This is a genomic window from Rhodococcus wratislaviensis (assembly GCF_900455735.1).
Classification (GTDB): Bacteria; Actinomycetota; Actinomycetes; order Mycobacteriales; family Mycobacteriaceae; genus Rhodococcus_F; species Rhodococcus_F wratislaviensis.
This window is the reverse complement of sequence record NZ_UAUI01000022.1, coordinates 389,778-409,543: the sequence shown is the minus strand read 5'-3', so window position 1 is coordinate 409,543 and position 19,766 is coordinate 389,778. Positions and strand designations below refer to the sequence as shown.

16 protein-coding genes, 2 pseudogenes and 1 riboswitch are annotated in these 19,766 nt (G+C 68.5%); of the genes and pseudogenes, 8 read left to right on the top strand and 10 right to left on the bottom strand.

What is annotated here, in order from left to right:
- Positions 1–1,008 carry an AraC family transcriptional regulator gene (locus DTA22_RS24400; RefSeq protein ID WP_112301179.1) on the top strand — a complete coding sequence of 336 codons (1,008 nt, stop codon included), beginning with the start codon at positions 1–3 and terminating at the stop codon, positions 1,006–1,008.
- A 43-nt stretch (positions 1,009–1,051) separates the two neighbouring features.
- Here DTA22_RS24400 and metE read toward each other — a convergent pair whose 3' ends face one another.
- The 5 genes from metE to DTA22_RS24375 form a co-directional block, all read right to left on the bottom strand.
- Positions 1,052–3,307: a 5-methyltetrahydropteroyltriglutamate--homocysteine S-methyltransferase gene (gene metE, locus DTA22_RS24395; RefSeq protein WP_112301178.1), complete on the bottom strand. Its 2,256-nt coding sequence runs from the start codon at positions 3,305–3,307 to the stop codon at positions 1,052–1,054.
- A 127-nt stretch (positions 3,308–3,434) separates the two neighbouring features.
- A riboswitch (cobalamin riboswitch) is annotated at positions 3,435–3,647 on the bottom strand.
- A 120-nt stretch (positions 3,648–3,767) separates the two neighbouring features.
- Entirely contained in the window at positions 3,768–4,376 is a 609-nt protein-coding gene (locus DTA22_RS24390) for a response regulator transcription factor (RefSeq protein WP_061043544.1), read from the bottom strand.
- A complete protein-coding gene (locus DTA22_RS24385) occupies positions 4,373–5,488 on the bottom strand; it encodes a sensor histidine kinase (protein WP_245973360.1) in 1,116 nt (371 codons plus the stop codon). The genes DTA22_RS24390 and DTA22_RS24385 overlap by 4 nt, the downstream gene beginning before the upstream one ends.
- A gap of 19 nt (positions 5,489–5,507) precedes the next feature.
- The gene (locus tag DTA22_RS24380) at positions 5,508–6,284 is read right to left on the bottom strand and encodes an ABC transporter permease (protein WP_112301176.1); all 777 of its coding nucleotides are present in this window, start codon (positions 6,282–6,284) and stop codon (positions 5,508–5,510) included.
- Complete coding sequence (locus tag DTA22_RS24375; RefSeq protein WP_112301175.1) at positions 6,284–7,228, bottom strand: ABC transporter ATP-binding protein; 945 nt, start codon at positions 7,226–7,228, stop codon at positions 6,284–6,286. Before DTA22_RS24375 ends, DTA22_RS24380 begins: the two co-directional genes overlap by 1 nt.
- A 282-nt stretch (positions 7,229–7,510) precedes the next feature.
- Between DTA22_RS24375 and DTA22_RS24370 the strand changes: the two genes are divergently transcribed.
- Complete coding sequence (locus DTA22_RS24370; protein ID WP_037234639.1) at positions 7,511–8,599, top strand: 3-deoxy-7-phosphoheptulonate synthase; 1,089 nt, start codon at positions 7,511–7,513, stop codon at positions 8,597–8,599.
- On the opposite strand, the gene DTA22_RS24365 is transcribed toward DTA22_RS24370, so the two are convergent.
- The 3 genes from DTA22_RS24365 to thpD all read right to left on the bottom strand — a co-directional run bounded on the left by DTA22_RS24365 (position 8,600) and on the right by thpD (position 12,656).
- On the bottom strand, positions 8,600–9,247 hold the full coding sequence (locus tag DTA22_RS24365) for an alpha-ketoglutarate-dependent dioxygenase AlkB (RefSeq protein ID WP_112301174.1): 648 nt from the start codon (positions 9,245–9,247) through the stop codon (positions 8,600–8,602).
- A gap of 178 nt (positions 9,248–9,425) precedes the next feature.
- Entirely contained in the window at positions 9,426–11,576 is a 2,151-nt protein-coding gene (locus tag DTA22_RS24360) for an MMPL family transporter (RefSeq protein WP_112301173.1), read from the bottom strand.
- A 168-nt stretch (positions 11,577–11,744) separates the two neighbouring features.
- Entirely contained in the window at positions 11,745–12,656 is a 912-nt protein-coding gene (gene thpD / locus DTA22_RS24355) for an ectoine hydroxylase (protein WP_037234630.1), read from the bottom strand.
- Between the two features lie 145 nt (positions 12,657–12,801).
- Here thpD and DTA22_RS24350 point away from each other — a divergent pair, with 145 nt between their 5' ends.
- From DTA22_RS24350 to DTA22_RS24325, 6 genes and pseudogenes are all read left to right on the top strand, one after another.
- Positions 12,802–13,449, top strand: coding sequence for a LysE family translocator (locus DTA22_RS24350; RefSeq protein WP_112301172.1), 648 nt, complete (start codon positions 12,802–12,804; stop codon positions 13,447–13,449).
- 88 nt (positions 13,450–13,537) lie between these two features.
- Positions 13,538–14,355 (top strand): annotated as a pseudogene (locus DTA22_RS24345) (zinc-binding dehydrogenase); the annotation flags it as partial.
- A 249-nt stretch (positions 14,356–14,604) separates the two neighbouring features.
- Positions 14,605–14,739, top strand: a complete 135-nt coding sequence (locus DTA22_RS36865; RefSeq protein ID WP_255309515.1) for a hypothetical protein — start codon at positions 14,605–14,607, stop codon at positions 14,737–14,739.
- 206 nt (positions 14,740–14,945) lie between these two features.
- Positions 14,946–16,751 (top strand): zinc ribbon domain-containing protein, encoded by a 1,806-nt coding sequence (locus DTA22_RS24335; RefSeq protein WP_112301352.1) that lies wholly within the window; start codon positions 14,946–14,948, stop codon positions 16,749–16,751.
- Between the two features lie 3 nt (positions 16,752–16,754).
- Positions 16,755–16,997: pseudogene (locus tag DTA22_RS24330) on the top strand (zinc-binding dehydrogenase); the annotation flags it as partial.
- Positions 16,998–17,059: 62 nt separating this feature from the next.
- Positions 17,060–17,485, top strand: a complete 426-nt coding sequence (locus DTA22_RS24325) for a VOC family protein (protein ID WP_037234622.1) — start codon at positions 17,060–17,062, stop codon at positions 17,483–17,485.
- Positions 17,486–17,492: 7 nt separating this feature from the next.
- Here the strand turns inward: DTA22_RS24325 and DTA22_RS24320 are convergent, their stop codons facing one another.
- Positions 17,493–18,530, bottom strand: a complete 1,038-nt coding sequence (locus DTA22_RS24320) for an AraC family transcriptional regulator (protein ID WP_112301171.1) — start codon at positions 18,528–18,530, stop codon at positions 17,493–17,495.
- Positions 18,527–19,714 carry a pyridoxal phosphate-dependent aminotransferase gene (locus tag DTA22_RS24315; RefSeq protein WP_112301170.1) on the bottom strand — a complete coding sequence of 396 codons (1,188 nt, stop codon included), beginning with the start codon at positions 19,712–19,714 and terminating at the stop codon, positions 18,527–18,529. Before DTA22_RS24315 ends, DTA22_RS24320 begins: the two co-directional genes overlap by 4 nt.
- Positions 19,715–19,766 lie beyond the last annotated feature (52 nt).

The following is a 19,766-nucleotide window of genomic DNA, read 5'->3' as shown; positions in this document are numbered from 1 at the left end:
ATGGTCGCGCTGGATCCGTTTGCGGTGGGACGGCCGCCGGCCGCCGAGCGCAGGACGTCGGAGGACTGGAGTGAGATCCAGCTCTGGTCCGACCGCATGTACATGCCCTACGTCGTGCGTCCGCTCGGTGTCGGACTGTCACCCCGATCGAGCATGTACTCCACGAAGATCGGCGACATCACGGTCACCCGGTTCTCCTACGGAATCCCCGTCTCGGTCGGCGACTTCTCGTCCGACGCCGGAAACGCGCTCGTTCTCACGACCATTCGGGGCAACGCCCGGCACCACCTCGACCACGACGCCACCGCGGACACGCCGTCGGGTGACACGTTCGTCGCCGACTGCAGTCGCGTCGACTACCTCGTCGAGTTCTCTCCCGACCACGTCCAGCTCAATCTCACCGTTCCCCACACGTTGCTCGCCGACACGGCTGTGCGGTGGTGGGGATTCGACCCCGGAGATGTTCTCTGGCAACGCAAATGCTTCATCGGGGGCGGTGGATCCGGCTGGCAGGCGCTCCTCGGGTACGCGATGCGGACGACGGGAGAGCTACCGGGACACGCCACCGAGGGGCGCATCGGGCTCAACCTGCAGGAGTTGCTCGTCGGTCACCTGCTCACCGAATGGGCGGCTCGCGCCGGAGTGGACCCGGACAGGTCCACCGGTCCGGCGGCGCCCGGCTATGTGCGGCACGCCGTCCAGTACATCCGGGAGTACGCCCGCGAACTGCCGACCTCCTCCGACATCGCCGACGCGGTGGGTGTCAGCGTCCGCACCCTGTCCGGGTCGTTCCGGAAATACCTGGACACCACCCCGGCCGAGTACGTGCGTGAGCAGCGGCTTCAGGGCATCCGGGAGGAACTGCTCACCGCATCGCCGGGTGCGACCGTCGCCTCGATCGCCGGCGCGTGGGGGTACGTCAACCTCGGCCTCTTCGCGGCGGCCTACCGGCGCCGGTTCGGTGAGAATCCGTCGCAGACCAGGGCCTTCGGCCCCGTGAGTGGTTGACGAGTCCAGGGACTCCTCAACCACTCACGGGCGGCGGAGCCGCCTACAGCTCCGCGCGGACCAGCTTCGCCGCGTCGACGAGGTTGCGCAGCGACGCTTCGACCTCGGCGGGGCCACGGGTCTTCAGGCCGCAGTCGGGGTTGACCCACAGCCGTTCCACCGACACCGCCTTCAGCGCCTCCCGCAACGACGCCGCGATCTCCTCGACACCGGGCACCCGCGGCGAGTGGATGTCGTACACGCCCGGGCCGACGCCGAGATCGAAGCCGACGGCGTTGAGGTCGTCGAGGACCTCCATGTGCGAGCGCGCAGCCTCGATGGAGGTGACGTCGGCGTCGAGCCTCGCGATGGCCTCGATGACCTCACCGAACTCCGAATAGCAGAGGTGGGTGTGGATCTGCGTCGAGTCCGAGACACCCGACGTCGCGAGACGGAACGCCCCGACCGACCAGTCGAGGTAGGCCGGCTGATCCGCGGCCCGCAGCGGCAGCAGTTCGCGCAGCGCGGGCTCGTCCACCTGGACGATCCGGATGCCCGCACCCTGCAGGTCCACCGTTTCGTCGCGGATCGCCAGCGCCACCTGATTGGCCGAGTCGGCCAGCGGCTGGTCGTCGCGCACGAACGACCACGCCAGGATCGTCACCGGACCGGTCAGCATTCCCTTCATCGGACGCTGCGTGAGCGACTGCGCGTACGTGATCCATTCGACGGTCATCGGGGTGCTGCGCCGCACGTCGCCGTACAGGATCGGCGGGCGGACGCAGCGGCTGCCGTACGACTGCACCCAGCCGTTGTCCGTCGCGAAGAACCCGTCCAACTGTTCGGCGAAGTACTGCACCATGTCGTTGCGTTCCGGTTCGCCGTGCACCAGCACGTCGAGGTCCAGCTTCTCCTGCAGCGCAACCACATCGGCGACCTCGGCGCGCATCCGGTTCAGGTACTCGGCCTCGTCGATCTCACCCTTGCGCCGCGCCGCGCGTGCGACGCGGATCTGCGTCGTCTGCGGGTAGGAGCCGATCGTGGTGGTCGGCAGCACCGGAAGCGACAGCGCCGACTGGGCTTCCCGACGTTCCGCCGCGGGACTGCGCCCCGGATCGGCCGCGGTGAGCGCGTCCAGCCGGGCACGGACCGTGGCGTCGTGCAGACGCGGGTCCGTGCTGCGAGTGGACGCTGCCGCGCGGGCGAGCGCGAACTCGTCCTCGACGGACTCGCGACCGCTGGTCAGTGCGGTGCCGAGCGTGACGACCTCGCGGACCTTCTCGGTGCCGAACGCCAGCCACGACCGAAGCGCCTTGTCGAGGCCGGTCTCCGCGTCGAGCGTGTACGGGACGTGCAGCAGCGAGCACGACGTCGACACGGCGAGCGAACCGGTACTTCCCAGCAGTGTGCCGAGCGAAGCCAGTGCCGCGTCCAGGTCGGTGCGCCAGATGTTGCGTCCGTCGACGACGCCGGCGACGACGTGCTTGCGGGTCAGATCGGGAACCGTGGCGAGAGTGTCGGATCCGGCGACCAGATCGATCGCGATCCCCTCGACACCGGTCGATGCGATCGCGGGGAGTGCGTCGCCGAGGCTGCCGAAGTAGGACGCGACGAGGATCGCCGGTCGCGACTCCAGCGCGGACAACCGGTCGTAGACCCGCTTGGCCGCCGCGATCTCCTCCGGTGTGCGGTCGGCGACGAGCGCAGGCTCGTCGATCTGCACCCACTCGGCGCCCGCGTCGGCGAGCTGACCGAGCAGGTCCGCATACAGCGGGACGAGTTCGTCGAGGCGGTCGAGGAGGGGTGCGTCCGAGCCGACGGCCTTCGACAGCAGCAGGAACGTGACCGGTCCCACCACCACCGGGCGGGCCGGAATACCCAGGGCGCGTGCCTCTTCGAGTTCGCGGAGCACCTTCGACGGGTCGAGGGCGAACGTCGTCGTCGGGGAGATCTCCGGCACCAGATAGTGGTAGTTGGTGTCGAACCACTTGGTCATCTCGAGCGGGGCGACCGCGTCGTTGCCGCGGGCGGCGGCGAAATACCGGTCGAGGTCGCTGCCGGCAACCCGGTCGGGCAGGGCGCCGAGCATCGCCGCGGTGTCCAGCACATGGTCGTAGTACGAGAACGTATTGACCGGCACGGAGTCGAGGCCGGTGTCGCGCAGGCTCGTCCAGGTCTGGCGTCGCAGATCCCGGGCGAGAGCGTCGAGCCCTTCGGCGTCGAGGCGACCGGCCCAGTACGACTCGACGGCCTTCTTCAGTTCGCGATTCGGACCGATGCGAGGTGAGCCCAGCACGGTCGCGGTGAAAGAAAATGTCACGGTATCTCCAGTTGCGTACGCGGTACGGCTACCGCCGGCAAACGGGTACACCTCTCGAGCCCAGGGACGTGCTGCAGCGCGAGAAGGTCTACACGCCCAATCCACGAGGCGGTAACCGTCGGGCACGGCGTGCCCGACACAGTCGGCAGGTCTTCGGACTCGCAGGCAGCCGGTGTGACATCACACCGGACCTAGTGGCCGTCGCTTCCCAGGCGGTTGCCCAGTGCGTGGTGACGGCGGTCGTTCCTGCTCACCGCTGCGGGACAGTCCCGGATTTTCACCGGGTTCCCTCTCACACGCGCGAACTCCGGGGAGTCCGACGTGCTTCGACGCCAGGTGCGGTCTTCGGGGCTCCTCACGACCGTGCCGGGCGAACCAGCTGCAAGGCCAGCATAGGCCTTCGGCCCGTGCGCGGTTAAGGGGTCCCTGGACTCGTCAAGCACTCACGGGCGCGAAGCGCCTACAGCCAGCCGTTCGACTCCGCGGCGCGGACGGCCTCGGCGCGGGTGCTGGCGCCGGTCTTGCCGATCGCCGAGGACAGGTGGTTGCGCACGGTACCTGCGGACAGGAACAGCGCGGCCGCGATCGAGGCGACCGGCGCACCGTCCCGCGCCGCCCGCAGCACGTCGGTCTCCCGGTCGGTGAGCGGCGATTCCCCGCTGACGAGACTGTCGGCGGCCAGAGCCGGGTCGACGACGCGCAGTCCGGCATGGACGCGCCGGACGGCGTCGGCGAGTTGCCGGGCCGGGGTGTCCTTCACGACGAACCCCGACGCACCGGCCTGCAATGCCTTGCGCAGGTAGCCGGGACGGCCGAACGTCGTCACGATCAGGACGCGGGTCTGCGGCATCTCGGCCCGCAATGCCGCTGCCGCGGCGATCCCGTCCAGGCCGGGCATTTCGACGTCGAGGAGCGCGACGTCGGGGGAGTGCTCGCGCGCCGCCGCGACGACCTCGTCGCCGCGCCCGACCTCCGCGACGACCGTCAGGTCCGCCTCCAGGTCGAGGAGGGCGGCGAGGGCACCGCGGACGAGTGCCTGATCGTCGGCGAGCAGCAGCCGGATCGTCACGGGACCTCTTCCTTCAGCACGTGCAACGAGAATCCGCCCGGTTGCGGGTGGGTGATGACGACCCGGGCTCCGGCGGCGGCGGCGCGCTCCCGAAGGCCCACCAACCCGTTCCCGTACACGGATTCACTGCAGCCGGATCCGTCGTCGACGACGGTGACCTCGCGTTCGCCCACCGTGACGGAGCAGTGCGTCGCGCCGCTGTGCCGGACTACGTTCGTGACACCCTCGCGGACCGTCCACGCGAACAACTCGCGCAGGCCGGTGGGTACCGACTCTGTGCTGTTGGGCAGCTCGGCCTCGATTCCCGCCGACCGCAACGCTTCCCCGGCCCGGGCGATCTCCACCGGAAGCGACAGCCCCCGGATTCCCTGCACGGCCTGCCGGACGTCTGCGAGCGCGTCGCGGGAAAGGCGTTCCAGGTCCGCTACTTCCGTGCGGGCCCGGTCGATGTCGATGTCGAGGAGCCGGCCCACGAGTTCGGCCTTGACGGTGATGACGGTGAGGGAGTGCCCGAGGATGTCGTGGAGGTCGCGGGCCATCCGGGTGCGTTCCTCCTGCACGGCGAGTCGTTCGCTCGCTTCCCGTTCCCGGACCAGTTCGATGTTGCGGTTGATCAGCTTGGTCACCCCGAACATCGCGAATGCGGCCGCGCACACGCCCAGCGAGAGCCCGGTGCCCGACCCCCAGCCCATCACCGCGGAGATCACTTCCACGAGAACTGCGACGGTCAGCGCGGTGATCCCGCCGAGCCACGCGGGGAACAGCATGACCGCGGAGACGGCGAGGAAGACGGCGGCGGACAGCCCCGACGACCCGACGGCGACCACCATGACGGCTGCGAGCCCGAACAACGCCACCACGAGTGGTACCGCCTGGTTCAGTGGTGGCCGAAACTCGTTGTGCGCGCGCCGGGTATGCGCCCACCGGAACATCGCGAGGTACGTCACCGCGAAGGCCAGCGTGGCGATCATCCCGATCCAGCCCCGGACCTGATCGCGGGCGGCCCACCCGTCGAGGAACGGCTGGAACAGGAAGACGGTCCAGGCGGCGGCGAAAATGAATCCGAAACGGCCCCATCTCCTGGTCACGACGGGGCCGTCGGGGGTGGTCACGGCAGTCACGATACCGCCGTCACACTCGCTCGGTGTCGCGCTGGAAGCGCCACGCCGCACCGCCGACGAAGATCGCCAGCCACAGCGCGACGTTCAGGAGCCACGTCCACTGCATCGCATCGCCGGTGAGCGGTGCGTGCACCAGTTGACTCAGCCCGTACGTGGGCATGAACTGCGCGATCGACGCCCACACCGAACCGTCCTGCAGCGGCATGAACAGGCCGCCCGCGAAGCCGAGCACGGCGAGCCCGGGGCCGAGGATCTGCATGACGTTCTCGCTCGGCAGCAGGTACCCCATGAACAGGCCGAACGCGGCGAACACCGCGGATCCGAGCCAGGTGATCAGGGCCGTCGTGAACCACAGGGACGTGTCCATCTGGACGGACGTGAACGCGCCCACCAGATAGACGACGCCGACGGCCCCGAGCCCGAGCATCATCGCGACGAGCACCTTGACGAAGATGTACACCCCGGGTGACAAGGGGGTGAGCCGCAACTGCCGGCTCCATCCCGACGCCCGTTCCACCGACACCATCGCCCCGCCGCTCGTCGTCGCGATCATCGCGCCGTACAGCGCCATACTGATCATCACGTACGCCGAGACATTCCCGTTGCCCGCGCTCTCGCTCGAGTAGCTCGGGTTCAGGCCGAAGATGAGGAAGAAGACGACCGGCATGACGAGAGTGATGATCATCGTGCGCCGATTGCGCAGCAGCCGGCGCAGTTCGAGTCCGAGGAGGGTGGTGTTGAGTCCGCCGAGCGGGGGAACACGGCGGCGTGCAGTGAGGGTGGTCATCAGTTCGATCCTTCCGTGCCGGAGTCTGAGGTGAGCGCGATGAACGCGTCTTCGAGTCCTCGGGAGACGATTTCGAGGTCGCAGGCAGGTGTCTGTGTGAGGAGGTGGCGGGCTACGGCGTCGGTGTCCGTCGAGTGGACGAGGACGCTGTCACCGCGAACCTCGATGCTGTCGGCGCCGGGAACGGCGAACAGCTGTTCCCGGTCGGCGCCCGGGAAGTGGGCGCGCACCGTGCGTCCCGCGGCCAGTGCCTTCACCTCGGCAGCGGTGCCGTCGGCGACCACTTTCCCCTTGCGCACCAGCACGATCCGGTCGGCGTAGGCGTCGGCTTCCTCGAGATAGTGTGTCGCGAAGACGACGGTCCGGCCGCTGTCCGCGTCGGCGCGGATCGCCGACCAGAAGTCCCGCCTGCCCTCGACGTCCATGCCCGTGGTCGGCTCGTCGAGGATCAGCAGCTCGGGATCGGAGAGTAGTGCCATCGCGAACCGCAGTCGCTGCTGCTGACCGCCGGAACACCTGCCCACCAAACGGTTTCCGAGATCGGCGATACCGGCCCGGGTGAGGACCTCGTCGACGGGCCGCGTGTCGGCGAACAGGCTCGCGGTGAGCCGGACTGTCTCCTCGACCGTCAGTTCCTTCAGCAGCCCGCCCGACTGCATGACCGCCGAGACCAGGCCCTTCGCGATCGCGGTGCGCGGATCGGTGCCGAACACGGATACCTCGCCGGCCGTGGGGCGGGACAGTCCGAGGACCATGTCGACGGTGGTGGTCTTGCCGGCGCCGTTGGGGCCGAGGAACGCGACGATCTCGCCGGGCCGGATCTCGAGGTCCAGGCCTCGGACGGCGTGAACGTCACCGAAGTACTTGTGGACGCCTCGCAGGCTGACGGCCGGAGCCGGCGACGCGGAGGCGCTCGTGGAGGTGTGGAGCTCTGTCGATGTCATGCATTCAGCGTGCGATCCGGACGGCCGCCGACCCCGACACGTCCGTCACGACCTCACCGTGACAAATGTCAGGGGGCCGGGGTAGGTGTGGCGCCGATCGGGGGCAGCCGTTACTGTGGGCGCCATGCAGCGCGCATATTTCTGGTTTAGCAGGCCGGCCCCGGGTGGGCCGGTCGGCGTAACCACGCGCTGACTTCTTCCACCCCAGAGCCGGATTACAGACCGGCTCGCGGGAATCTCCACAGTCTTCGAGGGCCGGCCTGAGAACAGGAACCCGAACCCATGACTGTCACTCTCGACACCACCACCAGCAGTGATCGGCTGGACGACCAGCGCACCGTGAGCATCAGCCCGCTGGTGGCGCCGTCGGTCGTGCGCCGTGAACACGCCCCCGACGACGTCGCGTCCGCGACCGTGCGCTCCGGCCGCGCCGACACGGTGAACGTGCTGAACGGCGAGGACGATCGACTGCTCGTCGTGGTGGGCCCGTGCTCGGTGCACGACCCGGACGCCGCCATGGACTACGCTCGCCGCCTCGCCGCGAAGGCGGAGGAACTGCGCGACGACCTGCACATCGTGATGCGGGTCTACTTCGAGAAGCCGCGCACCACGCTCGGCTGGAAGGGTCTGCTCAACGACCCGCACCTGGACGGCACGTTCGACATCGACACCGGGATCCGCATGGGCCGCAAGCTGCTGCTCGACGTGTCCTCGCTCGGCCTGCCGGTCGGCTGCGAGTTCCTCGACCCGATCATGCCGCAGTACATCGCGGACCTCGTCACGTACGGCGCGATCGGTGCCCGCACCGCGGCCAGCCAGGTGCACCGGCAGCTGTGCAGCGCGCTGTCGATGCCCGTCGGGATCAAGAACTCGACGGAGGGCGACGTGCAGGTGGCCGTCGACGGCACCCGCGCCGCTGCGGCGAGCCACGTGTTCCCCGGCACCGACCTCGACGGGCAGGCCGCGCTGATCCGCACGGTCGGCAACCCCGACTGCCATGTCATCCTCCGCGGGGGCAGCGACGGACCGAATTACGACGCGGAGACGGTGGCGGACACGCTCGCCCGGCTGCGCAAGGGCGGTCTGCCCGAGCGGGTCGTCATCGATGCCAGCCACGGCAACAGCAGCAAGAACCACGAGAAGCAGGTCGACGTGCTGAACGACATCGCGGCCCGGCTCGAGGGCGGTGAGAAGGGGATCGTCGGTGTGATGGTGGAGAGCTTCATCGAAGCCGGTCGTCAGGACCTCACACTCGGAAAGGCTGAGGACCTCACGTACGGCCAGTCCATCACCGACGCGTGCATCGACTGGAACACGACGGCGGCGCAGCTGGACCGCCTCGCCCAGGCAGTGGCCGCACGCCGGAAGTGATCACCGCACACCTCTCGTGCGGAACTGCACGCTGATCCGCGGTCCGAGCGGGCGGGTGCTCTTCGGTACGCAATGCTCCCAGGTGCGCTGGCAGGAACCACCCATCACCAGCAGGTCACCGTGGCCGAGCGAGTACCGGATCGAGTGCCCGCCGCCGCGCGGACGCAGCAGCAGCGGACGCGCGGCGCCGAGCGACAGGATCGCGACCATGGTGTCTTCGGTGCGGCTCCGGCCGGTGTCGTCGCCGTGCCAGGCGACGCTGTCGGAACCGTCGCGGTAGAAGCAGAGTCCGGAGGTGGCGAACCTTTCGCCCAGCTCGGGCAGGTAATACCTGCTCAGGGCGTCGCGTGCCGCGACCAGCAGCGGGTCGGGGAGCGGCTCGCCTTCCGGGTAGAACCGGACGAGGCGTGGCACGTCGACCACCCGGTCGTACATCTGGCGCCGCTCCGCTTTCCACGGCACCGTCTCCGCGAGCGTCGTGAACAGCTCGTCGGAACCGGTCAGCCACCCCGGCCGCACGTCGACCCACGCTCCCGCCGTGAGCGTGCGACGCTGCACCGTCGGCCCGAGCTCGCCGAGTTCGACACCGAACGACGCGTCGTCGAACAGTGAAGCCTGGAGCGCATGCCGCGCATCCGCGGAAGTCATGTCGCCATGCTACCCGATATTCGAACGTATGTTCTCATCATTTTTCGTGCGGAGACTGCCGCCGGAGGCGGTACGCGCAGACGCACCCCGTCTTGGGTCGTGCACTGTTTCGGGCCCTGAAAGGAGTGCGGCTGCAAAGAAGTGGTGCGTCTGTGCATAACGCGGCCGACGGTGGCAGTTACCGCGGCACCGCCGGCTCGCGGTCGTCGCCGGTGTCGATGGTCGCCTTCTGCCTGCTCGGCCACCAGAAGGCGCGACGTTCGAGTGCGGACAGGCTCGGTACCAGTATCGGTGCCATCGCGAAGGCGGCGATCGCGACACCGATCGCGACACCGAAGCCGAGTTCGGCGAGGTTGGCCAGTCCGGTGAGGTTCAGGGAAGCGAAGGTCAGCGCCAGGATCAGACCGGCGGCGGCCACGGTGGGGGCGTCGTTGGAGACGGCGATCCGCGCCGCCTCACGCGGGGTGTACCCGTTGCGGAATTCCTCGCGCAGTCGCGAGGCCAGCAGGATGTTGTAGTCGGTGCCGATCGCGACGACGAACAGGTAGAGCACGATCGGAATGGAGAAGTCGATCCCGTCGTAGCCGAGGCCGTGCAGGAACAGGAGCACGACGGCGCCGAGGGTGGCGACGAACGTGAGTGCCACGCACACCAGCAGGTTGAGCGGGGCCAGCACGGCGAGCAGCAGCAGGGCGAGAATCAGCGCGATCGCGACTGCGGCGACGGGGAACACGAGGCGCGTATCCGCCGCGAGTTGCGCGCGGACGTCGACGAACGTGGACGTCTGCCCTCCCACAACGACTTCCGAACCGGGTACCGCATTGTGAGCTGCATCGCGGATCGGGCCCTCGACGAGGTCGAGGGACGCGTTCGAATAGGGATCGTCGGCGAGTACGACGTTGACGAGCGCGGCGCGACCGTCCTGACTCGGTCGCGGCGGGGCGACCGAGGACACGCCCGGCACTTGCGTGAGAGCAGTGACGAGCGGGGTCAGCGACGCCGGATCGAGCGGCCCGGGAGCCACGACGTACACCTGGGTCGGGCTCAGCGCGCCCGCGGGAAAGGATTGGTCGAGGGTGTCGAATGCCTGCTGTGACGGCGTGTCGGAGGGAAGTTCGCCCAGCGTGTTGTACGTCGACTTGTAGCCGGACGCGAAGGAGGCGAGCGCGATCAACACGACGCCGACCGCGATGGCGAAGACGGCTGGGCGCCGCCCGATCGCGGTGCCGATCGAGGCGAACGGTGTGTGGGGGCTGTCGTGCCCAGGTCCGAGCGGCCAGAACAGGTGTCGGCCCAGAACGGTGAACACGGCGGGGATGAGCGTCAACGCCGTCACCAGCATGACGGCCACGGCGACGATCAGACCGGGCGCGAGCGTGGTGAGCGAGCCGAGTTTCGCCAGCAGCAGTGCGGCGAACGCGACGATGACCGTGAGCGCCGACGACGCGACGACGCGCCCGACGACGTCGGTGGAGAACACGAGGGCTTCTCGATGCGTGTCGGTGGTGGACCCTGCCGCGGCCTGTTGCCGGAGGCGTTCGCGATAGCGGAACAACAGGAAGACGATGTAGTCGGTGCCGACACCGAAGAGGACCACCACGAGGATGGATTGCAGTGACGTGCTGACCTGGAAGTCGAACAGATCGGCGAGCACGGCGGTGAGTCCGGTGACCACCGACAGCACCACGCCGATCACGAGAACCGGCAGGACGGCGATAACGGGGCTGCGGAAGATCAGGCCGAGCAGGGCGAGGATGACGATCACCGTGGCAATCGTGATGACCTTGTCGGCGTTGTCGTATGCGGCGGTGGTGTCGACTTGAATGGCCGCGTTGCCGGTCAGCCCGCTCACCAGTCCGGTTCCGTTCAGTTGCTGCTCGGCGTCGCCCCGGATGACCGGCACGGCGTCGTTGACCCGGTCGTCGCCGGGTTGTCCGTCGAACACCACCTGCAGTGCGGCGGCCTTCCCGTCGGCGGACAGCGACGCAGGCGACCCCTGCACGCTCACCACACCCGGGATCGCCGAATTCTGCAGCGAGGTCGCGAGATTCAGTGCCGTCTGCTGGTCGGCCGGCGACAGCGGGGCGTCATCGGCGCGGACCACCACCAGGCTGCCGGTGGCGCCGGACAGGCTGGGAAAGTATTGGTTGCCGACGGCCTGCGCCTCGGAGGACTCGAATGAACTGGGCAGGAACGTCTGCTGGTTACCGGTGGTGTAGTCGTCGAGACTCGGTGCGAACAGAATGACGGCTATTGCCGCGACCACCCAGGCGGCGATGACCTGCCACGGGTGTGCGACGACCGTGCGCGCGATGTAGGCAAACATCATTCCCCGTTCCGGGAGATGAAGGTTCGGCCGCGCCCGGCCGGGCGGTCGAACCGTGCCCAGCCATCGTCGCATGCAGGGTGCCGCGAAGGCTACGGGTTTCGCGGCATCGACAGACCCCGGCCCCGCTCCGACGTCAGGGAGCAGGGCCGCGGTACGTCATGGTGCTCGTTACCGCAAAGGGGTGAAATCCCGGCTACCGAGGTAGTCGGGGCGCGGCGCGGGCGCCGAAAACGGATCCGTCAGGGTGTTCTCGACACTGTTGAACACGATGAAGAGGTTGGAGCGCGCGAACGGCGTGATGTTGCCGTTCGACCCGTGCATGCAGTTGGAATCGAACACGGTGGCGGACCCGGCCGGTCCGGTCATCATGTCGATGCCGTACTCGTTCGCCATCCGGGTGAGCGTCGGCTGATCGGGCGACCCGGTGGGGGGAACGTAGCTGACCAGCGATTCCTTGTAATAGTCGTCGGGGGTCTCGCCGGCGCACGAGACGAACGCGCGGTGAGATCCGGGCATGATCATCAGCCCGCCGTTGTGCCCGTAGTTCTCGGTGAGCGCGATCGAGATACTTGCGGCGCGAGGAGTGGGCATGCCGTCCTCGGCGTGCCAGGTCTCGAAGTCGGAGTGCCAGTAGAACGGTCCGCCGGTGAAACCGGGCTTGAAATTGAGTCGCGACTGGTGGACGTAGACGTCCGAACCGAGGATCTGCCGGGCGATACCCACCACCTCGGGGCGGCGGATGATCTCGTCGACGACGTCGCTGAGACGGTGGACGTCGAACACGGAACGGACGGCGCCGTCGCCGTTCTCCCGTACGACGCGGCCGTCGCCGCGCAGCGTGTCCGTCTCGGCGAGGCGGGCCATCTCGTCGACCAGATTGAACACGTCGCGGGGTGGGATGATCGCGTCGGCGGAGTGATATCCGCGTTTGTCGTAGTCGGCAACCTGATTCGCGGTGAGCGGACCGGTCCGGGTATCACCCCGTTTCTGGTCCGACCAGGTGACCGGGTCCTGACGGACGGTCATCGTGCACTCGTTGCGGTCCCTCGTGGGGTAGTTGTCGGCTACGGCCGTACGCATAACTCGTGTTTCACCCTTTCGGATTGGACAACGCTTTACTCTTCCGACGTTCCCACTGGTCGTCGACGAATGCAACCCGGACACAGGTCCACCGAGGCTGGACTGGACCGCGACGGCGCGTCGCCGCGGTGGGATCGTCACGGACATGATCGATTCGGCGGCGGTACTCGGAGTGGCGGCGATCGCCCTCGGCATGGTTCTCACACCGGGGCCCAACATGGTGTACCTGGTCTCGCGCAGCATCACTCAGGGCAGGGCGGCGGGACTGGTCTCGCTGGCCGGTGTCGCTCTCGGATTCCTGTGCTATCTGGCAGCTGCGACACTGGGTATTTCGGCGGTGTTCTCCGCCGTCCCGCAGGCGTACACCGCGCTGAAGCTGGCGGGCGCGTGCTACCTGGGCTGGCTGGCGTGGCAGGCGTTGCGTCCCGGCGGGCACACACCGTTCGCGCCCGCCCGGGCGCTGCCCCGGGATTCGTCCACCCGGCTGTTCCTGATGGGTCTCACGACCAACCTGCTCAATCCGAAGATCGCGGTGATGTACCTGGCGCTGATCCCGCAGTTCGTCCACCTCGGCGCCGGGCCCGTGTGGTTGCAGAGCCTGCTGCTCGGCAGTGTCCAGATCGTGGTCGCGCTCACCGTGAACGCGCTGATCGTCTGCGTCGCAGGAACTGTCGCGACGTTCCTGTCCGGACGGCCGGTGTGGCTGCGTGCGCAGAAGCTCGTGATGGGAAGCGTCCTCGGCGGTCTCGCCGTTCACCTCGCCCTCGACCGGACGCGGCCCGCGACGGTCTGAATCGGCAGTTGCCCAGTGGTCTGAATCATGCACACATGGGCATGTTTCGCGGGTGCCGTCGGAGGCGACGACGACGAAGGGGTGAGAGATGGCCGAGACGATGCGGGCGCAGCGATTCCATGCCGACACGAAAACTATTGCCGTGGAGGATGTTCCGATTCCGGAACCCGGTCCCGGTGAAGTGCTCGTCAAAGTGGAGTTCTGCGGCATCTGCCATTCCGACCTGAGTCTGATCGACGGCACGTTTCCGGCGCTGCTGCCCGAGGTGACCCAGGGGCACGAGGCGTCGGGCACCATCGCGAAAGTCGGTGCCGGCGTGACCGACTGGTCCGAGGGGGACCGCGTCGTACCGTCCGCGGGCAGGCCCTGCTTCGTGTGCCGCAACTGTCGCCGCGGGGACCTCACGAACTGCCTGAACATCCAGCTCATGGCGTTCGCCTACGACGGCGCGTGGGCCGAGTACACGGTGGCGCAGGCCGGGGGACTGACCCGCATCCCGGACAACGTCCCGTTCGAGCAGGCGGCGATCCTCGCCGACGCGGTGTCGACGCGGTGTCGACGCCGTTCGGTGCGGTCGTGCGCACCGGCAAGGTGGTGGTCGGGGAGACCGTCGGCGTGTGGGGCGTGGGCGGAGTCGGCACCCACATCGTGCAGCTGGCACGTCTGGTCGGCGCCGTCCCCGTGATCGCGTTCGACATCAATCCCGCTGTGCGGGAACGCGCCCTGGAACTCGGGGCCGATTACGCGTTCGACTCCCGGGACGAAAACCTGAAGGAGAAGGTCGCCGAGGCGACGGACGGCCGGATGCTGGACGTCGCGTTCGACGCGACCGGACTGAAGGTGACGTTCGAGCAGGCACTCGACTGCCTGACGGTCGGTGGCCGGCTCGTCGCGGTCGGGCTCTCAACTGTTGACGTAGTGGCTAATACTTCCTATCACTGTCGGTTCATGCGCATCGGCGAGGCGGCGGCAACCTGAGCATGTCCGTGGTGGGGGTCTAGAGGGGTCTAGAGGGCCGCGTCGGAGGACCGGTTACCGTCCCGGCGACAGGTTCCGGTCGGCGAGTTTTCGATCGGGAGGATAGCGACGTCAATCTGGGTCGATCTGCACCGGAGAGTGTTCGGGCCGACAGGGCGGAAGCAGTTGTATTGCCGGGTGTCCGGCTCGACCGGCCTGGAACCCTCGCTCGCCGATCAGGATGTGATATTGCGTGAGCGTGCCACCGGCACCGTCTACCGGGCCTACCAGGATCGTGGTTCCGGTCTTCGGGAGAGGCTCGAGCGGGTGTGAATCGGATGCGTGGCGATGCAGCCACCCGCCGGTTTGCGGTGGTGCGCGTGGTGGCGGGATCGGTGGCGCGGGTTTCGGGGTGGCGTGGATCGAGCGTGACGTGTCGGTGGTCGGCGTTAGGGTCGAGACCGTCGGTGAGGATGGGGACACGGTCTCGGGTGGGGGAGCTGATGGGAGACGATCATGGCGTCGAGGTGGGCTCCCTGATGGCCGATGCCGGATTGCCTGCGCTGCGACAGTTCTCGTTCACCACCCGCGCCCATGTGGCGGTCGACGACGCGACCGGTGAGCCGATCGGACTCGACGACGTCGACACCCGGGTGGGGTGGCTGCTCGACCTGATCTGGGGCGCCGAAGCGCACATGCTGTCGCGGCTGTGGCAACCGGCCACCTTCGATGTCCTCGCCGCCGGCGTGGACCGTCAGGGCCGCAAGCTCCCGATGCAGGGCCATGTCGCTGCTGCGCGGCTGGGCTGGACCCCGCACTACCCGGACGGGGTGTACGTGCCCTCACGGGTGACCCGGGTGGTGACCGCGCAGGTGATGGCGTCCCTTCGGACGCTGGCCTACCGGGACACCGCGATCGCGGCACTGTCTGAGCGGTTCGACCCGGCCACGGGCACTCTGGCGCCGCCGACCGAACCGGGCGACTGGGTGCCATTGGGTTTCGCCCGGGGCGTGGTGCGGCAGTTCACCGCGCGCGCCCGCCGGACCGACGGGGCTCCCTCGACGCGGTTGCGGATCACCGACATGCAGGGACCCCCGCAGACGAGCGCGATGGCCCGGCTGTCCGCAGCGGATCGACAACTCGCACACATCACCGTCACCGACGCCGTCATGACATTGACCGTCAAACTCCCCACCACGGCAGCCCCGACAGGACGCGCGCAGTGGCGACGAGTCCGGTTGACCGCCACCATCCCCGTGCACCTGCACGGGCGGCCGATCAGCGTCTGGCATCTCCCGACCCTGGTCCTCGACCACCGAGGTCTGCTGTTACGGTGCGCGGCGACCGAACTCGTCCCCGACTGTGACCTGGGATCGGCCACCGTCGCGGTGGGGGTGGATTGGTCCCCGTCCACGCTCGGTGCCGCCGTCACCGCAGCAGAGGGCCCGGAGGGGCTGGTCTCCGATTACCGGGGCGTCACCTACGACGACCGCGGCCTCGGGACCAAACTGGCGCGCCTACAGACTGAAGGCCAGATGCTGCACCGCAAGGCCGCCCGGCTGACGCGACTGGCCGCGACCGCACCACCCGAGGTCCGCACCCAGCTGGAGGAGAAGATCGCCGTCCTCGACGCCCACCGCACCGCGGTGGGTATCAAGCGGGGGAAGATCAACCGGGAGTTGGCGTTCCATTTCGCCCGCCAGGTCACCGACTATGCCACCGCGGCGGGCGCGCAGGTGATCGCGGTGGAGGACCTGACCACCCTCGAGACTCGCGGGCACGGACGGGTCAACAACAATCGGGCCGCGCAGTCCGCCCGCCGCCACGCCGTTACCGCCCTCGCCCACACCGCCGCAGAGGTCGGCATCGCGGTGGTCTCGGTGCCGGCCCGCGGATCCTCCGCACGGTGTCCGGGGTGCGACGAACCCCTTTCGCGCCCCGGCGGATACCACAGTGCGTGGTGTTCGGGCTGCCGGGTCGGCGGCAACCGCGACCACGTCGCCGGGGTGAACCTGGCCAAACGCGCCCTGCTCGGTAGAACCACGGTCACCCGGCGGCGGGGGCAGCTGCCCGCGATCCGGGTCGCCAAGCACGCGCCGGTGCGCCGGTGCTGCGACAAAACCGGTCCGACACCGCGTCGGCCGCGGCATCGTCGGGTCCGGCACAGCCTGCCCACCGTGACACCGCGGGTGGGGGTGACTCCGAACAGATATGTTCCTGCACCCGAAGCGTCGGTGTGGGACACGGTCGAACCCGTACCACCTCACGGTGATGCGGGTAGCCGTGACACACGTCCATCTCCCGCGCCCGCCACGCAAGTGGCAGACAGTATGAGATCTACGTAGACGCTGAGTGCGCAGGAGGCCTCGGTGGGGACCACCGCGCAGTTCGGTCTGTCCCAGAAGCAGGTGCTCGGCCACCTCGGCTACAAGAACGTGGACATCGAAACCCTCGCCGAACTGGTGTCCCGTGGCCGCCTCGACCTGTCGCGGTCGATCAGCGAGATCATCCCGCTCGAAGACGTCGCGAAGGGCATCGAGAAGCTCGCGAACCACGAGGGAGATCCCATCCGGATCCTCGTCAAACCCTGACACCGGCCGGTCCCGGGCCCGGCTCACCGGGACCTGTCGGTGCCCCGCTGTACCGTCGGGCCATGGGATATGAATTTCAAGTCACAGTGGACTCGGAGAACCCGCATACCCTGGCCAAATGGTGGGCCCAGACGCTCGGCTGGGAGGTCGAGCCGAGCAACGAGGAGTTCATCCGCGGGCTCGTCCAGGCCGGCCACGCACAGGAGTCCGACACCATCGAGTTCGAGGGTGTCCTGGTTTGGCGGGAGGGCCAGGCCATCCGCGATCCGGAACACCCGGAGCGCCCCCGCGTGCTGTTCCAGCTGGTTCCCGAACGGAAGACGGTGAAGAACCGGCTCCACCTGGACATCCGGGTCGGGGACGCCCGCTACGAGGTGGCCGAGAAGCTGGAGCAGGCCGGCGCCACCGTGCTCCACCGGGGCCGCCAGGGACCGAGCGAGTGGGTCACGATGGCTGACCCGGAGGGCAACGAATTCTGCGTCAGCTGACGCGCTGTCATGCCCCGCGGTAGGAGCTCGGGGTGCTGCCGGTCCATCGTTTGAAGGCGCGACGGAACGCGCTGGGCTCGGAGAAGCCGAGCCGCGCCGACAGGTCCTCCACCGTCTCGCCGCGCCGGAGCCCGGCGACGGCGGCGTCCCGGAGCACTTCCTCCCGCAGCTGGTTCAGCGACGTCCCGTCCTGCCGGAGCAGGCGGCGCAGGTGGGGGACGCTGATCGACAGCATCTCCGCAATGTCCTCGGCTGTCGAGGTCCTGCCTTTCATGCCGAGCTCGAGGACGCGGCGCACCTGCGCCGACGCCGTGCTGTCGTAGTCACGCTCCGACATCAGCAGCGTCGGTGACTCCCGGAGATAGTCCTCGAGCGTCTCCTCGGTCTGGATGATGGGCGCCCGCATCACCGCGTTGTCGAATTCGATTGCGGGAATATCGGAATCGAATGTCACCGGAACGCCGAAGATGTGATCGTAGTTCTCGGCGAGCTGCGGCAGCGGCGCCGGATACGGCAGTTCCACCGCCAGCAACCGGACCCTCTTGCCCACGAGCCACGCCGCGAAACGATGAAGCAGGATCAGCAGGAAGTCGGTGGTCACCCGCGTCGCCTCGAGCGACGACTGCACGTCCTCGGTGGACCGTTCGGCCGCGGCCGGGCGGATGTCGATGGTCATCCGGGTGCCGCCGTTGACACCGGGGCCGATGTGCAGGGCGGGAAGTGACGGCAGGGCGCGCAGGATGTCGGCCATCCGCTCGAGGGCGGCGGACAGATCCGCGGTGTGGATCAGGGCGAGGCAGACGAGCCGGAACGTGCCGCGGGGGACGGGGGCCGGCCCGAGGCCGAACAATTCGTCGCCCGTGATCTGCCAGACCGCCTGGGTGAACGCGGTGACCTGGGTCGGCGTCAACCGGGCCAGCGGGTCCTCGAGCGACGCCGCCGTGATTCCCGCCGCCGACAGCGCGGGGGAGAGATCGACCCCACTGCGCGCCGACAGTTCGAGCGACCGCCGCACGAAGTCGGCGGGGATCGTGCGGACAGTCACGATCCGGGCTCCCCGAGGGTCCGGAGCCGCCGCGCAGCTTCCTCGAGCACGTGATCCTGCTTGCAGAACGCGAACCGCACCAGCGGGTTCCACGGCTGCGGATGGTCGGTGAACACACTGACCGGCACCGCGGCCACGCCGATGCGCTCCGGGAGCCTGCGGCAGAAGTCGATGCCGTCGTGTTCGCCGATCGTGGTGATGTCGGCGCACAGGTAGTACGTGCCGCCACCAGAATGGACCTCCAGACCGGACGCGACGAGCGCGTCGTACAGCACGTCCCGCTTGGCCTGGAGACTGTCCCGCAGTTCCTTCACCCACTGCTGCTCGTGGCTCAGCGCATGTGCCACCGCGGGCTGGAACGGTCCGCCGCCCACGAAGGACATGTACTGCTTCGCGGTCCGGACGGCGTCGATCAGTTCCGCCGGACCGCACGCCCAGCCGATCTTCCACCCGGTGACATTGAATGTCTTGGCGGCGCTCGACACCGAGACGGTGCGTTCGTACATTCCCGGGAGAGTGGCCAGGGCGGTGTGCGTTCGGCCGTCGAAGACCAGGTGTTCGTACACCTCGTCGCTGAGAACCAGCAGGTCGTGCTCGCAGGCCAGTTCCGCGACGGCGGCGATCTCCTCCGGGGTGAACACGGTGCCCGTCGGATTGTGCGGGGTGTTGATCACCAGCATCCGGGTCTTCGGGGTGATCGCGGCCCGCAGAGCGTCGAGGTCGACGACGAACTTCGTGCCCGAGCGGGCGAGCGGCACGCTGCGCCGCACCGCTCCCGCCAGCGCGACCGACGCGGCGTAGGAATCGTAGTACGGCTCGATCAGCACCACTTCCTCACCCGGTTCGACCAGACCCAGGATGGCGGCGCTGATGGCCTCGGTGGCGCCGACGGTGACCAGCACCTCCGAGTCGGGATCGTGGTCGAGCCCGTACCGGGCCAGCCGGTCGGCCGCGACCGCGTGCCGGAGCACGGGCATGCCGGGGCCGGGCGGGTACTGGTTGAGCCCGTCCGCGATGGCTCGGCGCGCGGTGTCGAGCATGGACGCGGGACCGTCGGTGTCGGGGAAACCCTGACCGAGGTTGATGGCGTCGTGGCGCACGGCGAGCGCGGTCATCTCGGCAAAGATGGTGGACGCGAACGGCTGCAAGCGCTGGACGGTGCGGTTGCGCGGCGTTGCGGGCATTACTGCAGCGTAGTCGGTGTGACGGCGAGGGTTGCACACGGCCGCGTCACGT